Origin of the sequence: Kitasatospora sp. NPDC005856, from assembly GCF_040629945.1 — a bacterium.
Taxonomy (GTDB): domain Bacteria; phylum Actinomycetota; class Actinomycetes; order Streptomycetales; family Streptomycetaceae; genus Kitasatospora.
This window is the reverse complement of the sequence record NZ_JBEXWT010000132.1, coordinates 1-20015: the sequence shown is the minus strand read 5'-3', so window position 1 is coordinate 20015 and position 20015 is coordinate 1. Positions and strand designations below refer to the sequence as shown.

The 20015-nt window shown below is 74.1% G+C and carries 15 protein-coding genes and 1 pseudogene; 6 read left to right on the top strand and 10 right to left on the bottom strand.

Going from position 1 to position 20015, the window contains the following annotated elements:
• A pseudogene (locus ABZ449_RS39250) lies at positions 1-1105 on the top strand (hypothetical protein); the annotation flags it as partial.
• A 44-nt stretch (positions 1106-1149) separates the two neighbouring features.
• On the opposite strand, the gene ABZ449_RS39245 reads toward ABZ449_RS39250, so the two are convergent.
• The 9 genes from ABZ449_RS39245 to ABZ449_RS39205 form a co-directional block, all read right to left on the bottom strand.
• Positions 1150-3117: a hypothetical protein gene (locus ABZ449_RS39245; protein ID WP_360356132.1), complete on the bottom strand. Its 1968-nt coding sequence runs from the start codon at positions 3115-3117 to the stop codon at positions 1150-1152.
• A 73-nt stretch (positions 3118-3190) separates the two neighbouring features.
• Positions 3191-3718, bottom strand: coding sequence for a hypothetical protein (locus ABZ449_RS39240; protein ID WP_360356129.1), 528 nt, complete (start codon positions 3716-3718; stop codon positions 3191-3193).
• A 12-nt stretch (positions 3719-3730) separates the two neighbouring features.
• Positions 3731-5467 (bottom strand): type IV secretory system conjugative DNA transfer family protein, encoded by a 1737-nt coding sequence (locus ABZ449_RS39235; RefSeq protein WP_360356126.1) that lies wholly within the window; start codon positions 5465-5467, stop codon positions 3731-3733.
• Positions 5464-6999, bottom strand: a complete 1536-nt coding sequence (locus ABZ449_RS39230; RefSeq protein WP_360356123.1) for a type VI secretion protein — start codon at positions 6997-6999, stop codon at positions 5464-5466. Before ABZ449_RS39230 ends, ABZ449_RS39235 begins: the two co-directional genes overlap by 4 nt.
• A complete protein-coding gene (locus ABZ449_RS39225; protein ID WP_360356121.1) occupies positions 6999-8528 on the bottom strand; it encodes an SCO6880 family protein in 1530 nt (509 codons plus the stop codon). The genes ABZ449_RS39230 and ABZ449_RS39225 overlap by 1 nt, the downstream gene beginning before the upstream one ends.
• Positions 8525-10444 (bottom strand): hypothetical protein, encoded by a 1920-nt coding sequence (locus ABZ449_RS39220; RefSeq protein WP_360356118.1) that lies wholly within the window; start codon positions 10442-10444, stop codon positions 8525-8527. Before ABZ449_RS39220 ends, ABZ449_RS39225 begins: the two co-directional genes overlap by 4 nt.
• Complete coding sequence (locus tag ABZ449_RS39215) at positions 10428-11159, bottom strand: hypothetical protein (RefSeq protein ID WP_360356116.1); 732 nt, start codon at positions 11157-11159, stop codon at positions 10428-10430. The genes ABZ449_RS39220 and ABZ449_RS39215 overlap by 17 nt, the downstream gene beginning before the upstream one ends.
• Positions 11160-11163: 4 nt before the next feature.
• Positions 11164-11520, bottom strand: a complete 357-nt coding sequence (locus tag ABZ449_RS39210) for a hypothetical protein (protein WP_360356113.1) — start codon at positions 11518-11520, stop codon at positions 11164-11166.
• Positions 11465-12367 carry a hypothetical protein gene (locus ABZ449_RS39205; protein ID WP_360356111.1) on the bottom strand — a complete coding sequence of 301 codons (903 nt, stop codon included), beginning with the start codon at positions 12365-12367 and terminating at the stop codon, positions 11465-11467. Before ABZ449_RS39205 ends, ABZ449_RS39210 begins: the two co-directional genes overlap by 56 nt.
• 458 nt (positions 12368-12825) lie before the next feature.
• Between ABZ449_RS39205 and ABZ449_RS39200 the strand changes: the two genes are divergently transcribed.
• From ABZ449_RS39200 to ABZ449_RS39190, 3 genes are all read left to right on the top strand, one after another.
• Positions 12826-13902 carry an NlpC/P60 family protein gene (locus tag ABZ449_RS39200; protein WP_360356108.1) on the top strand — a complete coding sequence of 359 codons (1077 nt, stop codon included), beginning with the start codon at positions 12826-12828 and terminating at the stop codon, positions 13900-13902.
• Between the two features lie 138 nt (positions 13903-14040).
• Positions 14041-14454, top strand: a complete 414-nt coding sequence (locus ABZ449_RS39195; RefSeq protein ID WP_360356105.1) for a hypothetical protein — start codon at positions 14041-14043, stop codon at positions 14452-14454.
• Entirely contained in the window at positions 14451-16031 is a 1581-nt protein-coding gene (locus tag ABZ449_RS39190; protein ID WP_360356102.1) for a hypothetical protein, read from the top strand. Before ABZ449_RS39195 ends, ABZ449_RS39190 begins: the two co-directional genes overlap by 4 nt.
• A gap of 37 nt (positions 16032-16068) precedes the next feature.
• On the opposite strand, the gene ABZ449_RS39185 is transcribed toward ABZ449_RS39190, so the two are convergent.
• A complete protein-coding gene (locus tag ABZ449_RS39185; RefSeq protein WP_360356099.1) occupies positions 16069-16500 on the bottom strand; it encodes a hypothetical protein in 432 nt (143 codons plus the stop codon).
• A gap of 341 nt (positions 16501-16841) precedes the next feature.
• Here ABZ449_RS39185 and ABZ449_RS39180 point away from each other — a divergent pair, with 341 nt between their 5' ends.
• Both ABZ449_RS39180 and ABZ449_RS39175 read left to right on the top strand, forming a co-directional pair.
• Positions 16842-17573, top strand: coding sequence for an IS5 family transposase (locus ABZ449_RS39180; protein ID WP_360356096.1), 732 nt, complete (start codon positions 16842-16844; stop codon positions 17571-17573).
• A 458-nt stretch (positions 17574-18031) separates the two neighbouring features.
• Positions 18032-19813, top strand: coding sequence for a reverse transcriptase domain-containing protein (locus ABZ449_RS39175; protein WP_360356095.1), 1782 nt, complete (start codon positions 18032-18034; stop codon positions 19811-19813).
• Positions 19814-20015 lie beyond the last annotated feature (202 nt).

The window sequence follows — 20015 nt, the reverse complement described above, 5'->3', positions numbered from 1 at the left end:
GCACGCCGACCAGCCGGGCCAGCGAGGCCTGACCGATCTGGAGCTCGTCGTACCAGCGCAGGATCAGGTCCACCGGGCCGGTCAGCATCTGCGCGCCGCGCCGGACGCGCACACCGCCCTGGCCGTCCGGGCCGCAGAGGCGCTCGCCGCCGCCGAACGGCGGCTGGCCCGGACCGCCCCCAACGGCCTGCGGGCCAGGGCCGACGCCGAGCGCGGCCGGGCCGCCGAACGGCTTGCCGTCGGGCAGCCGGCCGAACGTCCCGACCGGCGGCGCCCCGTCCCGACCGCCGTCCCCGCCTGGCGGGAACGCCCGTTCGGCGGCTGGTCGGACGCCGAACTCGACGCGGCCCTGCGGACCGCCCTCGACCGCGCCGCGCGCCAGGCCGAGGCCGCGGCCGACGCCGAGGACCGTGCCGCCCGCGCCGAGGCCCGGATGCTCCCCGGCGGCCGCATCGACCGACAGGTCCAGGCGCTCGTCGACCGCGTCACCGGCCACGACCGGCTGCGCGCGGCCGACGCCGCACTCGCCGACCTGGCCCGGCGCCGGGCCCGCCTGGCCGACGAACTCGCCGCCGCCGGACCGTCCGGCCGTCCCGCGTTCCCCGGCGGGGAGCGCGAAGCCCTCGTCGAGCTGCGGCGCACCCGGCAGGCGGAGTTCGAGGCCCTGCTCCAGGCCGAGCACCACCACCGCACAGTCCGCGCCCAGGCGCTCGCCGACATCGGCGACCCCGCCGGCGTCGACGCCGCACTGGAACTGTGGGCACGCATCGGCGGCTGCGCCGAGGCCTACCGCGACCACCTGCGCCGGATCGCGGACCAGGACGCCCGGCACCACCACCGCACCGCCCGCGAGTACCGCGACCGGGCTGGCCGCCTTCGCCTACGGATCGACGCTCTGCGGGACGAGCAGCGGGCGCGTACGGCGATGCCGGCCGACCAGCGCGCACACGAGGCGGCCGAACGCCTGCCCGCCGTCCAGCGGCGCCGGGCCGAGAAGCGGAAGACCGTCATGCTCCGGCAGGCCGAGCTGGGCGGGCCGCAGACGGTGCACCGGTACCGTGAGCGCCTGCCCCTCGACGGTGTCCCGCCCTCCTACCGGCCGTAGCAGTGCCCCCGGCCGGTGCGGCCCGACCGCCCGCGAACGGGAGCTCAGACCGCCGTGCGCGGTGCCCGCTGTGACGGCCCGTCGAACCGTACCGCCGCCGCCTGGTGCGCAGGCGTCGCCGGCGCACCGGCCCCGGAGGGCAGCACGATGCCGGCGGTGGCGGCCAGTCGGCCCGCGTGGACGGCGGCGTCCAGGGCGAGGGCGTCCAGGGCGGCGAGGTCGGCGGGCCGGAAGCGGCCGCCGGCGCGGGCCGCCTCGGCGAGGGCCCGCGTCCGGTGCGCGACCTGGTGGAAGGCCCTGGCTGCCGCGGCGGGGCCGTCGGGGAGCTCGACCGGGGGAAGGTTCCTCCAGGCCGCCCTCAGCGCGGCCACCCGGGGGTGCCGGGAGCCACGCAGGCGGCCGCCCATCTCGGTCGCCGTCCACGCGTTGAGCGCGTCCGCGACCAGCATGGAGCCGCCGCTCGCGCCCTGCCTGGTCGCGTACGGGGCGTGCCGGACGGTGGGCGGGGGCGGCGTGAGACCGGCGGCGGGCGCGACCCGGCGGGTGTGCTCGTCCGCGGCCCGCGTGACGGCGTCCAGCACCGCCACGTCGGCGCTGCGGAACCGTCGCGCGGCGCGGGCGGCGTCGGCCAGGGAGCGGGCCGCCCTCGCCAGCCGGGCGTAGGCGCGTGCCACCGCCACCGGTTCGACGCCGGGGCGTGGGATCCCCTGCCAGGCCCTGCGGAGTGCGGCGGCGCGCGGATGGGCGGAACGCGCAAGTCGGCGGCCCGTCGGCGTGCCGGCCCAGGCCGCGAAGGCCGCGGCGACCCGGTCGGCACCGTCGGCCAGCACCGCGCGCCGGTCGGCCCGCTCCGCCCTGGCCACCGCCGCGACCTCGGCGTCGAGCGCGGCCAGGCGCCGGGCGGTGGCGCGGTCGACGGGACGGCCGAGGACCCGTGCGGCCAGCGTTCCGGCCCGCCGGGACAGGGCGCGCAGCGCGGTCCAGGCGGGTGTGCCGCCGTAGCCGCGGGTGGTGAGGTCATGGGCGAGGTCGGCCGCGTGGCGGGCGACCGACCGGCAGGCCGCGGCGCAGATGCCCCGCAGGAGCCGGGTGGCCCGGTACTCGCCGTCGGCGAGCACGGTCTGCTGCCCGACGGCCTCCTTGACGGTGGACCAGGCCCCGACGGCGGCCGCCTGGACCGACTGGACCTGTGCCCACTGCGGCAGCGCCAGCCACCACTCCGCGCGGGCCCGTACGGTCTCGATGGCGGAGGTGAGTTCGGCGAGGGCCTGCTCGGGCGGGAGCCCGGCCTGCGCCGCGTCGCCCGGGGCGCTCTCGTGCCGGTCGTCCCGCAGGGTGGCGGTCAGCACACCGAGGCGCTCCCGCAGGAGCGCGGCCTGCTCCTGCGGCATGTCGGCGGTGAGCGTCAGCGCGTCGGACATCCAACCGCCGTCGGTGGAAGGGGACTTCGCGGCGGCGCCCCCGTCGGTCGCGGCCCGGGCCATGCCGTCGTCCTCGGCCCGGGTCATGTCGTCGCCGTCGTCGGGCCCCGCGTCCAGGCCGTGCAGGGCCGCCTCGTCCTCGGCCCGCTCGCGTTCGCGTTCCCACCTCTCGTGGTCGCGGACCTGGACGATCCAGAGGTCGTCTTCCTTGAGGAGCTGTTCGTAGAGCGAGGTCGGGGCGTCCGGTCCGGTCATCGCGCGGTAGGCGTCATGGGGCCGGAACGCCCCGCCGCTGGTCATGAGCTCCTCGGACTCCTCGCCGCGGTGGACCCAGAGGGACTCCTCCTCGGTTCCGCGCCGGTAGGCGCGCACGTAGGTGCTCTCACCGACCCGCCGGGACTCGACGATCTCGTACGCCGGGTCACCGAAGACGCTGTAGGGCGGCTCCGCGCCGTCGGCCGTGCCGGCCGCCCCCGCCTCCCGGACGGTCCCGCCGGTCGTGGACGGTGGGGTGGGGCCGCCGGCCGCGACGTCCTCCGGCGTGAGCTGGTCCCGTGCTCCCGTGTCGGGTTCGGCGGGCTCGGTTGGCATCAGGTCCTCCTCGGGGTCGGCCGGCGTCCACCGGGCCTCGGCGGGTGGGCGGGGTGTCGTCGGATCCGGCGTCCTACAGCGGCTGCTCGTCGGTGCTCAGTTCGGCGGCCAGGGCCGGGCTGGGGTGCTCGCGCTCGCGGGTGCCGAGGCCGCCGGGCTCCTCCAGCCACCGGCGCAGGGTCTCCTCGTCCGGCCCGCCCCAGGGCCGGGCGGCCGGGTCGGCGTGCCCGTTGGCGCACTTCGCGCGGCGGGTGGTCGGCAGGAGGTTGTTCGCGGTGATCAGCCAGTCCGCCTCGGCGGTGTCGCGGCCCGGGCTGGGGCGGGTGTAGGACCGGACCCATCCGATCTGGAGGGCGAGGAGGACCTCGATGACGTCCTCGTGCCGGTGCCAGCAGGCGGGCACCGAGGCGCGGGCTTCCGGGTTGACCTCCACGAGCCAGCGCAGCCAGTGCCCGAGCTCCTCCAGCCGGGAGCGCCGCTCCTGCGGCTCCATGTCGCGCAGGACGATCCGCGGCACGGGCGCGGGGTCGGGCTCGGGGAGGTCCGTCCACGGATCGGCCGGGTCCAGGCCGTCGGTCGGCTCGGTGTAGGTCTCGGACACGGATTCTTCTCCTCAGGACTTGGTCAGCGGGACCGGGGGTGTCGTGGGCGGGTGCTGCGGCCGCGGCGGGACCACCACTGGCGCGGGGGCCGCCGCAGCCGTCGGCTCGGGCTTCCCGGCCAGGAGCCTGACCAGGTCCGGGTCGGCGTAGGTGCGGCGGAGTCGCACCCGTACGGGGCGCTGGTTGCCGTAGACGGCGATCGCGGTGAAGTCGGGCAGCTCGCGCAGCACGTGGGTGGGCGCGAGGTCGGTCTCGACCAGTTGCTCGGAGGTGGACGCACCGCCGCCTCCCCTGCTGGTCGACCTCCTCGTGACCAGGGCCCGGCCGAGCAGGTTGGTGAAGGCCCGCAGGGTCTCGGGGTCGGCGTTGCCGGGCAGCAGCATGCGCAGGCCGCTCGCGTTCATGACGGTGTTGGCGGCTTCCCGGCCGAGCACGCCGATCAGCTGGCTGAGGTCGTGCCACACGGTCAGGGCGACGATGCCGATGCCGCGTCCGACGGTCAGGAGCCTCGGCAGGGCCTTGTAGCGGAAGCAGTTGCCGGCCTCGTCGATGACGAGGCCGAGCGCGGGGTCGAGGGGGCGGCCGGTGCGCTGGTAGCGGGCCTGGGCGGCGTGCACGATGCTCGCGGTGATCGCGGTCAGCAGCGGCGCGAAGCGTTCGCCGTCGGCCTCGCTGGCGATCAGGCAGACGGTGCCGCACCGGTCGAGGATCTCCTCGGCGGTGAAGTCGCTGGCGGCGGCGGTGGCGCGGACCTCCTCGTCCGCGTAGACCTTGGTGATCACGGACAGGGTGAACTTGATGGAGCCGACGCCGTCGGGGTGCAGGGCGAACGCGGCCGCGTAGTCGTCCGCGACGTCGGGGTGGCCGCCGTCGACCAGGACCTCGCGGACCTCGTCCACGGCGTCCTCGGCGAGCGCGAGCCAGCGCCTGAACGTGGTGATGTCCCCGCCGGCGAGGTTGGCGGCCAGCAGCACGCCCTTGACGACGGCCTTGGCCTGGTCGACCCAGGGGCCGGAGCGCGGGTCGCCGGCGGTCGAGGCGGCGTCGGCCAGCCAGCCGGCCATCCGGTCGGCGGCCTTGGCGTCGGCGCAGTAGTCGACCGGGGACCAGCGGGCGGTCGGGCGGTCGGGCAGGCCGGCCGGGGCGACGACGTACACCGGGCCCAGGGCCGCCCGCCGCGCGTACACCACGTCGAGGTCGGCCGCCTTGACGGTGGTCATCACGCAGGGGCCGTACCACTCGGCGGCGATCGGCAGCACCAGCCCGGTGGTCTTGCTGCTGCCCGGCAGGCCGAACACGGTCGCGGAGATGTTCTCCTGGGCGGCGAGGATCCAGTTCCGGCGGGCCTTGCTGCGGCCGAAGGCCATGCGGTTGCGACGCCGGTCGGGCTCCTCGGGCACCCGGAGCCGGCGTTCGGTCGCCCGGCCGCCCCAGCGGGCGCCGTCCGCGCCGGGGTCGGCGAGGCGGCGCACCCACAGCCACGTGGCGCCCGCGACCGGGCCGGCCCAGACCAGCACCAGCAGCGGCCACCACAGCCAGCCCGACGGTGCCGGGGCGAAGGCCGCGGCCGGGCCGCGCAGCGGCCAGGTGACGGCGGCGAGGCCGGCGCCGCCGACCAGGTGGCAGGGGCTCGCGGTGAGCAGGGCGCAGACCCGGGCGGCGATCAGCCCGGACGCCGGCAGCCACAGCACCGCGGCGCCGAGCAACGTCGGGGCCCAGGTCGGTTCGGAGCGCCGGTCGACCGTCACAGGGCCATCCGCTCGTCCGTGTGGTAGAGATCCTTTTCGGTCTCGGTGAGGTGGAGCTGGACCGGGAAGGCGCCGGAGCGGCCGGGCATCCACAGGCCCCGGCCGGCGTGCGCGCGGCCCCAGCCGGAGACGAGCTCCACCTGCGGCTCGGTGAGGCCGACCGCGTCCCGGATCGCGCCCAGGGAGCGGACGTCCTGAGCCATCGTGACCTTGGTGTCGAACGACGAGACCATGTGCCGGGCGATCATCACGGCCTCGGAGCCGGCCGGGCCGACCGCCTCGAAGTCCGACAGCCGGTGGGTGGCGGCGAGGTCGAAGACCCCGTCGGCCCGGTGCAGGCGCAGGTCGGAGTCGAGCTTGCGGATCACCGTGGCGCCGCCGACCTGGAGCGCCCGCCACAGCTCGTCGCGCACGACCAGGCGCTGGGGCCCGCCGGGCTGGTCGATCGCGGCCTGGGTCCAGCTGGAGATGCACATCATGATCATGGCGACGGTCTCGTCCCCGTAGGCGCGGGTGCGGGAGATGTCCACACTGACCATCGGCGCCGACCAGTCGATGCGGCCGGTGGAGGTCTCCGCCGTGCTGCACAGGTCGCCGACGTGCCCGTCGAGCATGGTGGCCAGCGCCGCCCGGGACGCCCTGGTCGCCTCCCGGGTGGCCTGGATGTCCTCGCCCCGGATCCGCAGCTCGCGCGCCATCTCGGTGCTCGGGTCGCGCAGGGCGGCGTGCACGGCGCGAAGCGTCGGGGTGGCCAGGACGGTGGTGCCCCTCAGCTGGCCGGTGACCTCCTTGATCGCGGCGGAGATCGCCTCCGTCTCCTCCGGCGTCAGCGGCCGGCGCATCTGCAGCTCCAGCAGCGTGCACAGGAGGCTCAGGCGGCGCCGGTGGATCTCGGTGAGCCGCTCGCGCCACTCCACCGGGTCGGTGACGCGCTCCAGGCCGTCGCCGAGCGAGCCGGCGTCCAGCGGGTTGACGCGCCCGGGCAGCCCGGGGCCGAGCTCCAGCGGCTCGCAGCCCAGCCAGCGGCACACCCGCCCGTACTCGCCCTTCACGTCGCCGGCGATCAGCACCTTCACGCCGAACGCCGCCAGCCGGGTGGACAGGGCCTTGATGAGCGCGCTCTTCCCGGCTCCCATGGTGCCGGTGACCAGCACGGCGGGATTGGAGACGATCTTGTGCTGGACCCATGCGCCCGGGTGCATGGAGAACTGCCGGCCGGTCAGGACGTCGTGGCCGATGTAGGCGCCGACCGCGGGCAGGGCCGAGCCGCCCCCGAACGGGTAGAGGCCGGCGAGGTTGTGGGTGTCACAGCGGTGGACCTCGGGGCTCGCCACCCGCACGGCCCGCCCGGCGTGGGGGCCGGGCCACCCCAGGACCGGTGCCGGTGCCGGTGCCGCGGGGGCCGGGCGCCGCGGCGCCCGCCGTCCGCGCTGAGCGGGAACCGGCGCCGGACCGGTCGTCAGGACGTCCGGCAGGCCGATCGAGGGCAGATCGCTGTCCCCGCGGCGCAACCAGTCGCTCAGGCGGCCCATCAGATCACCGCCCGCCGCTTCACCGGCAGACCCAGCCCGAGCGGCAGCGTCGCCGCGAACCCGCTGTCCTGCGCGGCGTACAGCTCGCGCAGGCGCAGGCCGGAGGTGTACGCGTCGCGCTTCAGGCGGGCGGTCGCCAGCGGCAGCTCGTCGGGCTCCTCGACCGTCACGGTGACCACGCCGGTGAAGCGCGCGATGCCGTGGCCCGCCGTACGGGCGTGGTCCTGGTCCTGGGTGTCGACCAGCGCCTTGCGCTCGTCCAGGGACTCGATCCGCCCGCCCCGCGCGCGCACGCGGCGCTTGACGTCGGCCTTGGTGCGCTCGCGGCTCAGCGTGGCGCGGGCGGTGCGGGCGCCGAGGCACTCGTAGGTGAGCGACACGTTCCGCCGGGCGGTGCCGGAGGGGCTCATCAGCGGGGTCAGCACGCTCGCGTACACCCGGCCCTCGGGCCACCCGTAGACCTCGAAGCTCGCCGACACGCCGCTGTCGTGCCGGTAGCGGCTCCAGTGCTGCTCGGCCGCGGCGGGGCCGGCGGCCGACTCGTCCACGCCCGGCGGTGTGCCGGCCCACCCGGGGGCGGAGGCGGCCGCGGCGTGGGCGGCGAGCACGGGCACCTCGCCCGGGTCGTAGGCGGTGCGGATCACCTCGGCGATCTGGCCGACGGTCAGCGTGGCGACGACCTGGAGGTCGGCGGCGGCGATCGCGCCCTGCATGGCGAGCAACTCGCGCACCAGGACGGCCGTCGCCCCGAGGGTGCCGCCGCCGCTGCTCCTGATGTCCTGGCGGACCCGGGACGCGGCCAGGGTGACGGTCAGGAAGGTGCGGCGGGTGGAGGCCGCGGGCGCGGCCTCGGCGGCGAGACCGGTGACCAGGTCGTGGGCCGCGGCGGGCGCGCCCCGGTCGAGGTGCTCGGTCGTCCACGCCATCAGCGCGGTGCCGTCCTCGGGAGCGGACCGGTCGGTGACCGAGATCCGCACGATCGGCCCGCCCTCGACACAGTGCCCCCGCAGGAAGCCGCCCCAGGCGGCGACCCGGGAGTCGACCCGGGCCGTGTCGGCGAGCGCGATCCCGGGGTAGCGCACCTCCATGACCGCCGAGTAGTGGCCCTGCAACGGGTCGTGGACGACGCCGATCTCGCGGCCGGCCCCGGTGGGCACCTTCAGGAGCTCCAGGCGGGCCAGCACGCCGGGCAGGTCCGCGCACCGCGCACCGTCGGATCGCCGGGGTGCGAACGCGCCGCTGAAGAACATCGTCTGCCTCCTGACGACAGCGATCTGGAACCGGACGGCGAGGACGAGCCACTCCGCCGCGGTCAGGCCGTACACCCGCAGGTAGACCGCGGCGAGCAGCATCAGGGCGACGGGCACGGCGACGATCTCGCCCGCCCACGCGTGGCTGTAGACCGGCAGCATCGCGACCAGGCCCGCGCCGGCGACCGTCACCAGGCCGCTCAGGCTCAGCTCGCCCAGGTACGGGCTGCGCTCGCGCTGCCAGCCGCCGTATGTCGACGGCTCCTCGGGGGACGTCACGGCCCCTCACCTCCTGGTGGCGGATCGGCCGGCAGGGGTTGGACCGGTGCCGGGGTCGGGTGGGCGGCGGCCGCAGGGACGTCCGCGGGGACGTTCGTCGGGACGTTCGTCGGGCCGGGCTGCGGGGGACCCGGCGACGTGGGGGCCGCGCCCGCCGCGCGAGCCAAGGGCGGTCGCGGCGTGGCGGCAGCCGCAAGGGGCGCGGCAGCGGCCGTGCCGGAGTGTACGGACGAAGACCGGGCGGCGGGGGCCGGCCGGGGCGCGGGAGCGGCTGCCGCCCCTGCGGTGCCCGGCGGCCCGGCGGGCGCGGAGGCCTCGCCGGAACGGCTGGGCGGGAGGTTGACGGATCCGCCCATGTCGCGCCCGGAGCTGAGCCCGGCGTGCGCGGCCATCGCGTCCAGACCGCCGGAGGCCAGCTCGGTGCCCGCCTTCACGCCCTGGGCGGCCATCAGCCCGGCCATCACCGCGCGGCCCGCCGAGGAGCGCCGGCCGTCGTCCGCCCTGCGCCGGTCGGCGTCGTCCGACTCCACCGCCCTGGCCAGCGCCGGCCCCGGCGGTGCCGCGCCGCTCCCGGAGGGAGCCCCGCCACCGCGGCCCCAGACCGCCGAGGCGGCGGTGCCGCCGACCGCGCCGATGATGCCGCTCGCGACCGACCCGCCGCTGTTGCCGCCGCCGGACCACGGCATGAAGCGGCCCGCGATGGGCCAGGCGACGGCGCCGACGCCGACGACGAGCAGGCCGCCGACGACGCCGGTGACGGTCGTGGCCGCGCCGACCATGCCCTGCCCGATCAGCAGGGTGAGCACGACGACCGGCTTGATCATCGCGATCGAGTACACCGCCCGTCGGGCCGTCGGCGCCCACTGCCGCGTGAACTCGCTGATCGCCCCGGCCGCCGATACGGGAAAGCTGACGACCAGGAGGTCGAGGGCGTCGTGCCGGAAGACGAACTCCAGCCACATCAGCCCGGCGACCAGCGACCCGACGACGCCCAGCACCAGCAGCCAGCCGACCTCCGAGACGACGTCCATGCCCGCGAACAGGCCGGTGACGCGGCCGACGAACTGGTCGGTGGTCAGGCCGGAGGAGCGGATCATCCAGGTGGAGACGTCGTCGGCGGCCCAGATCAGGGTCTGGGTGACGGTGTACACGGCCGCGCAGCTCAGAGCCCACTCGACCAGGCCGGTGACCGCCGTGGCGATCCCCTTGCCCTCCTGCGAGACGCAGGTGCGGGTGACCTCCACGCACAGCAGGACGACCGCGATGATCGCGGACAGCTGGAGCATCAGGGCGAGGGTGTCCGAGATGCCGTCAGCGTCCAGATCCACGACGGACCCTTCCAGGACCGCCTTGGCCATCTCCCCGAGCACCCACTTCGCCGCGCTGGCGAAGGTGTGGGCGAGCCGGCTGGTGCCCTCGTCGGCGATCGCGGCGCCGGGGTTCTTCAGGGCGGTGGCGAGGCTGTGCTTGGCGCTGACCATGCAGTGGGTGCTGTTGGTGTGCTGCTGGCACCACGCAGCCATTTCCTTGTCGGCGTTCTCGCAGTAGACCTCCATCCCGGGCAGGGGCAGGAGATCGGCGTCGCAGTACTTGTGCTTGAAGGTGGAGTACACACAGGTGGTGAGCGGGTCGTCCCTCAGCCCGAGAGCCCGGCAGCCGTCCTCGTCGAGCGGTACACAGCCACCGCGCGCGTCCATCTGTTCGGCCGGGGGCTTCGGTTGCAGACCGGTGGCGGTCAGCTTCTCGGGCTGCCCGACGGGCCGGGTGTGCGCGGGGCAGGGTGTTCCGGCGGCCGCGCCCGGGACGGGAACCGGCGGGGGCGCGGCGGCGAACGCGGTGGCGGGCCCGGCCAGCGCGGCCAGGACGAGCACCAGGACCAGCACCGCGCGCCGCACGCCGCTAGTGCTGGTAGGCAACGGGCCTCCAGCCGGCCGCGTCGGCCTGCGCGGTACCCGGATCCTCGACGACCGGGGACTGCGTGACCTTCTTCTCGGTCAGGTGCCAGTCTCCTCCGTCCCACACCACCGGGGCGGCGATGGCGAAGACGCCGGTGCCGTGCTGGATGCCGCCGACCGTGGGGGTCTGGGTGGTCAGCAGCCACACGTCGACGGCGTCCGCACTCACGGCAGTGGCCTGGTAGGCGCGGACTTGGAGGGCGATGAAGTCCGAGCCGGTGCTGCCCCCGGCCTCGGGAAGACCGAGCAGGCGCCGCCAGTCCCGGGCGTCCGCGATCGCCAGCGAGGTCAGTTTGAAGAAGTTCTCGTCGTCCTTGCCGGCCATCACCCTCATCTGTCCGGGCACCGCGTCGGGGCTCAGCAGGTCACGGGCCTCGGTGTAGTGGGCGGCCGCGGACACGGCACCGGCCAGGGTGTGGGGGTAGCCGACCGGAATGCCCTTCTCGACCCGGGCGGGCGCGGGCAGCGGCACAGCCTGCACCACCGTGGACGGGCTCGCGGACGGCGGTACGGCGGCAGCCGAAGCCGTGGCGGGGGCGGCGGCGCCGGCCCGCGGTCCGGGTCCGGCCTGCCAGATCAGGACCGCGACCGCGCCCGCGGCGGCGGCCGCCGCCAGGGCCGCCCCGGTGACCAGCGTGCGCAGGGCCCGGCGCCGGCGGAGCTCGACGGAGTCCATCCCGTCAGCCCTTCAGGCTCGCGCCGAGGGCGACGATCGGCCAGGCCAGGCCGATGACCACGGCGGCGCGGAAGCACTTCGGCATGCCGGCCTTGCCCCGGGCGCTGACATCCGGCTTGTCCGAGATGCTGCCGAAGGAGTCCATGGCGGCGCACGCGCACAGCGCCGCGACCACGAGAGCCAGGCAGCCGCCCATCGTCCAGTTGACGATCGTGGTCAGCGCGCTGCCGACCTCCCCGCTCGGCACCTCGGGCTTGAAGTTCTTCCCGACGTCGTAGAACGACCCGCTCGGGGCGCTGGTGGGGTCATTGAACGGCAGGGTGGTCAGCCGGGCGGCCAGCAGCGACATAGAGGTCGTCATGCGAGGGATCCTCCGAAGTGGCGGCCGTCCCGGCCGGGGCCCGCAGCGGGCCCCAGGACCTCTCGGCCGTGGTGATCAGGGTGTCGGCGAGCCCGGTGCCGGCCGCCTCGAACCGGCGGCTGAGCCGGTCGGTCCGCAGGGCGTGCGCCCGCCAGGTGGGGCAGTGCGGCACCCGTACCACCGCGCCGACCCGGGGCGTGAGCATGGTGGCGACCGCCCTGCACTGTCGCGGCATCCCACCGGCCATGCCGACCAGTGCCAGCACGCACCGCTGAAGCGGCAGACAGACGCTCTCGGCGGCGGCGATCGCGACGGCGGCCGCCTCCAGGCCCTCTCTCGACGTCGGCGCGCAGATCACCGGCACGGCCCCTTCCAACAGCATCCACTGGGCGGTGCGCGAGTGGACCCCGGCGTCACCGAGGTCGTCCGCGACGGTCAGCGCCGTGTCCGCCACGCTCACCTGCCAGCCGCCGATCCCTGCCAGCGCCGGCCACGCCGACGGCGCCGAGGGCAGGGCGAGCGGCGGCTGCGACCAGGGCCTGCGGTCGGTGAGCACCTGGACCCGGCCGTCGAGGCAGGACGAGGCGGCGGCGCGGACCTGACCGGTGCTCAGGGGCCGGTCGGCGGGTACGGAGGCGAGCCCGGGGCCGCCGGCCAGCGGCCAGCGGCGCCACGGCGACGACGCGGTCGACGCATTGTCGAGCACTACCGTCGAGGCGAGCCGGGCCAGTCCGGCCGCGGCAAGCAGGGCCACGGTGCTCCGGCCGCTTCCGGCCGCCGCCCCCAGCACCGGGACGACGAGCCGGGCGCCGGCGTGCAGCCCGGCCACGGGCGCGGACCTGCCCACCGATGTTCACTCCCTCCCACCTGACTGGTGTTCAGCGATGCCAGCTCGATGCCGGTTCATGGCCATCACTGGTCGTAGCCGCACTGTCTAGCACAGTGACGACCGGCTCTGTTTACACTCGGCGATCGACTTGGAGCGGATCGTGACCGGGGGTGCGCCGGTGCCGTACGACACCACCGACTTCGGGGCCGGGGCCGGCATGCGGCCCTGTCCTCGCTGCCTCGACGGCCGGCCGGAGGTGATGCCGGCCATCGAGGCAGCGGCCCACCTGCGGCGTCTTTGTCCGCGAGTCCTCGTGTCCGGCCGCTCCGGGCGCCTTCCCGGTCGGCAGGTCGGCCCGCTCCGGCGGTGCGGCAGGCGGCGCCCGGACAGCCACCTCGCCACCGGCCGCGCCGGCCTGCCCGGCCGGTCAGTACCTGACACACCGACGGGTGCCACACGATCGGGGGACCTGGACCATGCCCAAACGGACGATCCTGCTGGCGGGCGGCGCGGTCGCCGCACCCGCTGGACTGCTCGCCCTGGTGCTGCTGTCGGCCGCCACCGACGTACCGGCCGCGGCGAGCGCCCCGGGGCACGGACCGTACGGCAGCGCGCTTCGGCCGGGCAGCGTCCCGGCGTCGTACGTTCCGATGATCGAGCGCGCCGCTGGGGCCTGCGACCAGGGCCTGACCTCTCCCCGGCTCGCCGCCCAGCTTCACCGGGAGAGCGGCTTCGACCCCAACGCGGTCTCGGCGGCGGGCGCCCAGGGCATCGCCCAGTTCGTTCCGGACACCTGGCGCACCTGGGGCCGGGACGCCGACGCCAACGGCGTGACCAGCCCGTTCGAGCCGGCCGACGCGATCGACGCCCAGGGCCGGATGATGTGCTCGCTGATCCGCCAGGCCCGCGAGTCCGGCATCGCCGCCGACCCGTGGCAGCTCGCGCTCGCGGGCTACAACGCGGGCTGGCACGCCGTCGAAGCCGCGCACGGCATCCCGCCGTACCCGGAAACCCAGCGGTACGTCGCCGCCGTCGTCGCCGCGGTCCCGGACTTCACCGCCCCCTCGCCCGCCGGGCCGCCGGCCGCCGCCGACGACGCCCTCCCACCGGGGTGGGACGTCCCGGCCGGCACCCACCCGCAGGCCGCCGCCGCCATCCGCTGGGCCCTGGCCCAACGCGGCGGCTGGTACCAGTACGGCGGCGACTGCACCGACCCGCTGGGCGCCACCCCCTCCCACCGGTGCGACTGCTCCAGCCTCGTCCAGCAGGCCTACGCCCACGCCGGGATCCGGCTGAGCCGCACCACCTTCACCCAGGTCGAGGAGGGGCAACCGGTCGACCCCGGAAGCGTCCGGCCCGGCGACCTCGTCTTCACCACTGGAACGGACGGCGGTCCGGGCCGCCCCGGCCACGTGGCCCTCTACATCGGCGACGGCCGCCTCCTGGAGGCCCCCCGCACCGGCCTCCAGATCCGGGCGGGCAGCTACCAGGCCTGGAGGGCGGCCGACGGCGGCCCCAACCAGGTCGTCGCCGTCCGCCGGATCGTCACCTGATCCCCCGTTCGGGGGACCGGATCAGTCCACAACCGCCGGAACCCCCGGGTTATCCACAGGAACCCGCACCACCAGCCCAGGGGACGGCCGGATCCGCCACCCTGACCGCCACGACAACGACCGACGAAGGAGTCCACCATGACGACCGCCTGGTTCGACCGCATCGCCGCCCGCCTTGCCGAGCCCGGCATCCAGGGCCCGCTCTCGGCGGCCTGGTCTCTCGCCAACCAGACCGTGTACTGGGCCCTAGCCGCCGCAGGCGGCAACGACGGCGACACACTGGCCGCCTACGGCACCCACAACCACGCGATCGAGCTCCGCGGCTTCCTGCCGGAGCCCGACGACGGCGACGACCCCGAAACCGATCTCACCTTCGCCGACGGCCGACGGCTCGCCGAATTCCTGGAGCAGGCGGAGCGCCGGCTCGCGGCGGCAGCCGGTACCACGATGGTGCCGGACGAAGCGTTGACCGCCCTGGTTGCCGTCCGCCTCCTCGGACACACCGCCGCCGCGGTGCGCACCACGCTCCGCCCGGCGCAGACCGCCCGGTGAGCGCCGAGTTCGGCGAGTTCGTCGCCCTCGCCGCCAGCTACCTCACCCACGCCGATCACCTGCCGATCGAGCGGAGCTCGGAACTCTACCGACGGACCGTCGGCCACCAGGCCGCGGACCTGCTGGACCTCCTCCTCGCCGTGGAGACCCGGTACGGCTGGGAACCGGTGGACACCCTGCCCGACCGGGCGCCCACCGGCCCCGGCCCGGCGACGGCACCGGACAGTGCCCGCCGGGCCCGGCTGCACGTGGCCCTGGCCGAAGCCGCCCGACAGCTCAGGGCCGCCTACGGCAAGCCGCCGGCCCTCACGGCCCTCCAGGCGTTCCAGGCCCCCCGGTACGTCCCCCATGCCGTCCAGGCCCTGCGCACCGGCCTGGACCTGCTCGCCACCCACACCGATCCCGACGGCCGACCCCTCACCCGGCACGGGCTCGCCCTGGAGAGCACGCAGCTGCGCACCGCCGTCCTGGTCAGGGTCCTCGCTCTCACCGGAACGGTCGCGGACCTGGTGGGCCGCCTTGGTTCGGCCACGTCCAGCGCGTCCTTCACCGAGCGCATCCGAGCCCTCGGCCGGGTCGTCGACCAGCTCGGACTGGTGCAGCAGGAGGTCCGGGCGCTCGCCGCCGACCCGGACGTCCGGCTCGGCGCCGTGGCGCTCGACACCGTACGGCCCCGCGCGCTGCTGCAGCCCGACCCGCCCCGCACGGCGGAGACCCCCGCACAGCTCGGCACCGGCGCCGCCGCCTCGGCCGACCGGCTCGCGGACATCAGCTGGCGCGCCGTACAGGCAGGTGACGACTCCTACGCGCACACCGCCTCCGCCATGGGCACAGCAGCCACCAACGCCGCCGCCGTCTACCGGCTGACCCGGGCCCTGTTCACCCACGCCGCCGACCACGCCCCGGCCACCGTGTCCGCCCACCTCGCGTCCGTCCACGCCGCCGACACCGCCTGGGAAACAGCCGAACACGCCTGGCGCCGCGTCGCCGCCTGCTGGGCTCCCCTGCGATCCGCTCCCGACAACACCCCCTCGGCCGTTACCGCCGAGTCCCACGCCCTGGTCGACCGGGTAGGCCGGCTCCTCTACGCCGATCCCGCCTGGCGGATGTCCCACGGCCACGGGGGACCCACCCGGCAGGCCCCCGACATCGCCGCAGCCCTGCCGGTGTGGAGCGACGCCCTGCGCCAGATCTCCGCCCGCCTCCAGCACCTCGCCGAGGACCACGCCGTCCTCGCCGAACGCCTCGCCGACACCCGACGGCTGATGATGCGAGCCTCCGGCCCCGGGCACAACCGACTGCCGGCCCGGCCGTTGCCCGCCGGTCGGCGGGCCGAGCTCGCCGAGGAGTACCGGTCCGCGGGCCGGGCGAGCGCGGCCGCCGCGACGGCCCTCGCCACCGTGGTCTCGGCGCTCGGAGTCGACCTCTCGGCGCAGCGACTCCACCACCAGCTCGCCACCACGCCCGACCCTCAGGCCGCCGACCGCGTCACTCTCAGGCGTTCAGCAGCCCAGCTCGCTGCCGCCGGTCAGGAGCCACAGCCGGTGCGGCGCATGAAACGAGGGCTGGGGATCTGACCATAGATCAGCGGCCCCGTGCGCCGGGGCCCTCGTCCTACTCCTCGGGCCGCAGCCGGACGAACCGCACCGTGCCGTGTCGGCCGGTGCCGATGACGACTTCGGCAAGCCGCACTGGCCCTGTGACCGTCCACGTTGTCCCGGTCCCGTCGGCCTCGGGAGCCAGATGACCGGTGAGAGCGTCGGCGACCTGCTGGGCCTGGACCGGGGCCAGGCGTGGTGAGGTAACGACGGCGGCGCCATCGGGCAGGCGCAGCACCAGGCTCTGCGGACGCAACGGGGTGCCGGTGACGGCGAGCACTTGGGCGTCGACGGTTTCGACGTGCCTGATCTTCTGCCAGGCTCCCGCCCCCGCGCGGGCAGTCGGTCGATAGCGGGTGTTCCAGCCCTTGGCGCAGATTCCCTCGACTCCCATCGGCTGGAGCCCGCGGTACCAGGACAGGGCCTCGGCGCGGCTGCTGGTGGCCATGCACAGCTGCAGCGGCGGCCGGGTCCCGGCCAAAACCATCTCCAGCGCCGCCCACCGTTCCCTCAGAAGGCATCCGCAAACCCGTCGCGGGGCTTGGGGTTAGCACGAGTGTTCCCGTGTTCCCGATTCGGGTGATCTCGGTGTTGTCGCCGCATGAAGACAGGGCCCCTGTGCAGCTTTGAGGTTGTCGAGACCGAAAGCGCAAGGAGGCCCTGTTGCCGCATTTGTATGCCGTCGCCGCGGCCGGCGGCAACTTCGCTCCTCCAAGGTGTGATTGTTTCGCGCACCGGTACGGCAACGCGGGAGATCATGGCGAGCGTGTTCGACGCTACGACAGTGACATGACCGATGCCGAGTGGGCAGCGGTGCGGGACCTGGTGCCGGTGCCGGCGTGGATGGGCGGCCGGGGCGGGCGGCCGGAGGGCTACTGCCACCGCCAGATACTTGATGCGATCCGCTACCTCGTCGACAACGGCGTCAAATGGGCCGCGCTGCCCACCGACTTCCCGCCGTTCAAGCGGGTCCACGCCTTCTTCACCCGCTGGCGCGACACCGGTTTGCTGACCGAGTTCCACGACCGGATGCGCGCTGCCGTCCGCACCGCGGAGGGCCGTGCCCCCGAGCCGACCGCGGCGGTCATCGACTCCCAATCGGTCAAGGCCGCCGCCAGCGTGCACAGCTCGACGCGCGGCTACGACGGCGCGAAGAGAATCAACGGCCGCAAGCGACACCTGGTCGTCGACACCCTCGGCCTGCTCCTGATGATCCTGGTCACGCCCGCCGACGCCGGCGACCGGGCCACCGCCGCCGACATCCTCCCCGCACTGAAGGCCAAGTTCCGCCACCTGCACAGGATCTGGGCCGACAGCGGCTACACCGGCGACCTTGTCACCTGGGCGAAGACCAAGCTCGCCCTGGTCGTGGAGATCGTCAAGCGCACCGACGACCTGTCCGGGTTCCGCGTCGTCCCGCGCCGCTGGGTGGCAGAGAGGACGTTGTGCGCCACGAGGCGCTCTGTTTGTATCCCCGGCTCAGCCGGGAGGAACTCGGAAGGAGGTTCCTGGGCCGAATGACTTACCTGGATCCGAAAGGTGAAGGGGACAAGAGCATGTCAGGAAACCGGTGATCGGGTCCAGTTGTCAGGGACGGTGTGCCGGGCGGCCCGCGCGATATGGCGAAGACTGGATTGTTTGAAGCCCAATCTCCAGAAGATGCAAGTTCTCATCCGTCGGAAAGACAGCTGTAACCGACGCCGCACCCTGCACCGGTCTCGAAGGTTTGGCCGGTGCAACTTCCGGGGGCGGAGCGATGTCCAACGGGGACATTCAAGGAGATGAGTGGGACGCCTAAGTCGCGCTAGAACGTACGAGCAGAGACGAACGTGGGATCGCCTACGGGACGCGAGTCCTATGGCGACGGAGGCCCCGTAGTAGTCGCCGGAGTCACGCCCGGCCGGGGAGGGCGGGAAAGCCGTCCGCAGGGCGAAGGGGGCCAGGTGATTCGGACGCCCGGACATGGGGAGGTATGCGAAATGCAGAGCGCCGTAACGGTGCTGGGTGTCCTGCGTGAGCGCGGCAGGCGCCGTCTGCCGTGCGATGAACTGTATCGGCAGTTGTTCAATCCGCAGTTGTATCTGCTGGCCTACGGGCGCATCTACGCCAACCACGGCGCGATGACGGCCGGGGTCACGCCGGAAACCGTGGACGGCATGTCCCGGCGGAAGATCGACCGGATCATCGAGGCGATGCGCCACGAGCGCTACCGCTTCCGGCCGGTTCGGCGCGTGCTCATCCCGAAGAAGAACGGGAGCATGCGCCCGCTGGGACTGCCGACCTGGTCGGACAAGCTCGTCGGCGAGGTGGTCCGCCTGCTGCTGGAGGCGTACTACGAGCCGACGTTCTCCGACCGATCTCATGGATTCCGTCCCCGCCGGGGCTGCCACACCGCTTTGCGGGAGGTGGCCCACACCTGGACCGGGACATCCTGGTTCATCGAAGGGGACATCGCCGACTGCTTCGGCAGCCTGGACCATCAGGTCCTGCTGCCGATCCTCGGCGAGAAAATCCGTGACCAGCGGTTCCTGCGGCTGGTGCGCAACATGCTCACAGCCGGATACCTGGAGGACTGGAAATGGGGAGCCACGCTCTCCGGAGCGCCGCAAGGCGGAGTGGCCTCCCCGATCCTGTCCAACATCTACCTGCACAAGTTGGACGAGTTTGTCGAGAAAGTTCTGATCCCGGAGTACACCCGTGGAGAGCGCCGGGTCAGGAACCCGGCATATCTGGAGTTGCAGAATCTTCTGGCGAAATCCCGCCGGCGCGGAGACCGGGCACACGCCCGGACACTGCGTCAGCGGATGGTGAGCCTGCCGAGTGCGGATCCCAACGATCCGTCATATCGCAGGCTTCGCTATGTCCGCTATGCAGACGACCACCTCCTCGGATTCACCGGACCCAAGGCCGAGGCCGAGCAGATCAAGCACCGCCTGGCGGAATTCCTGCGCGACGAACTCAAGCTGGAACTCTCCCAGGAGAAAACGCTGATCACCCACGCCCGCACCCGGGCAGCAAGGTTCCTCGGCTACGAGATCACGACCCAGCACAACGACACGAAGAAAACCGGCCGCTACCGCAGGGTCAATGGCCAGATCGCTCTTCGTGTCCCCAGGGACGTGATCAAGGCCAAGTGCGAGCCCTATCTCGTTCGCGGCAAGCCCGCGAAACGAACGGAACTGACCAACGGCAGCGATCACGCGATCGTCGCCACGTTCGGGGCCGTCTACCGGGGCATCGTCCAGTACTACCTGCTCGCCGGAGACGTCTTCCGGCTGCACCGGTTGCAATGGGTCATGGAAACGTCCATGCTCAAGACCCTTGCGGGCAAGCACCGTTCGACCGTGACGAAGATGGCCGCCAAGCACAAGGCCAGGATCGACACACAAAACGGGCCCCGAGTCTGCTTCGAGGCCCGCATCGAGCGGAAGAACAGGCAGCCACTGGTGGCGCGGTTCGGCGGAATCCCTCTCCAGCAGCAGCGGTCGGCGAAGGTCGTCGACCGTCGGCCTGTCTGGGTGGACTATCCGCAAAAGGAGCTGATCACCCGGCTCCTGGCGGACACGTGCGAGGTCTGCGGGGCCACCGGTGATGTCCAGGTGCATCACGTCCGGGCCCTTGCCGATCTCGCTCGCGCCGGATGGCCGCCGTCCGACTGGGCGCGCGTTATGCTCGACCGGCGGCGCAAGACCCTCGTGGCCTGCGCTGCCTGCCATGACCGCATCCACGAGGCGCGAACGGCCGGATCACTCACGTCGTGATCACTGGAGAGCCGGATGACAGGGAAACCGTCATGTCCGGTTCGGCGGGAGGCCGCGCGGAAAAGGACCTGCCACAGGCAGGCACCTCGCCGCGCGGCCGACCCAACCGGCTGGCTCATGCGCTCACGCCGCCTCGCCCGCGACTACGAGACCCGCGCCGACAGCGCCCAGGCCGTGATCCTGTGGTCCATGACCATGGTCA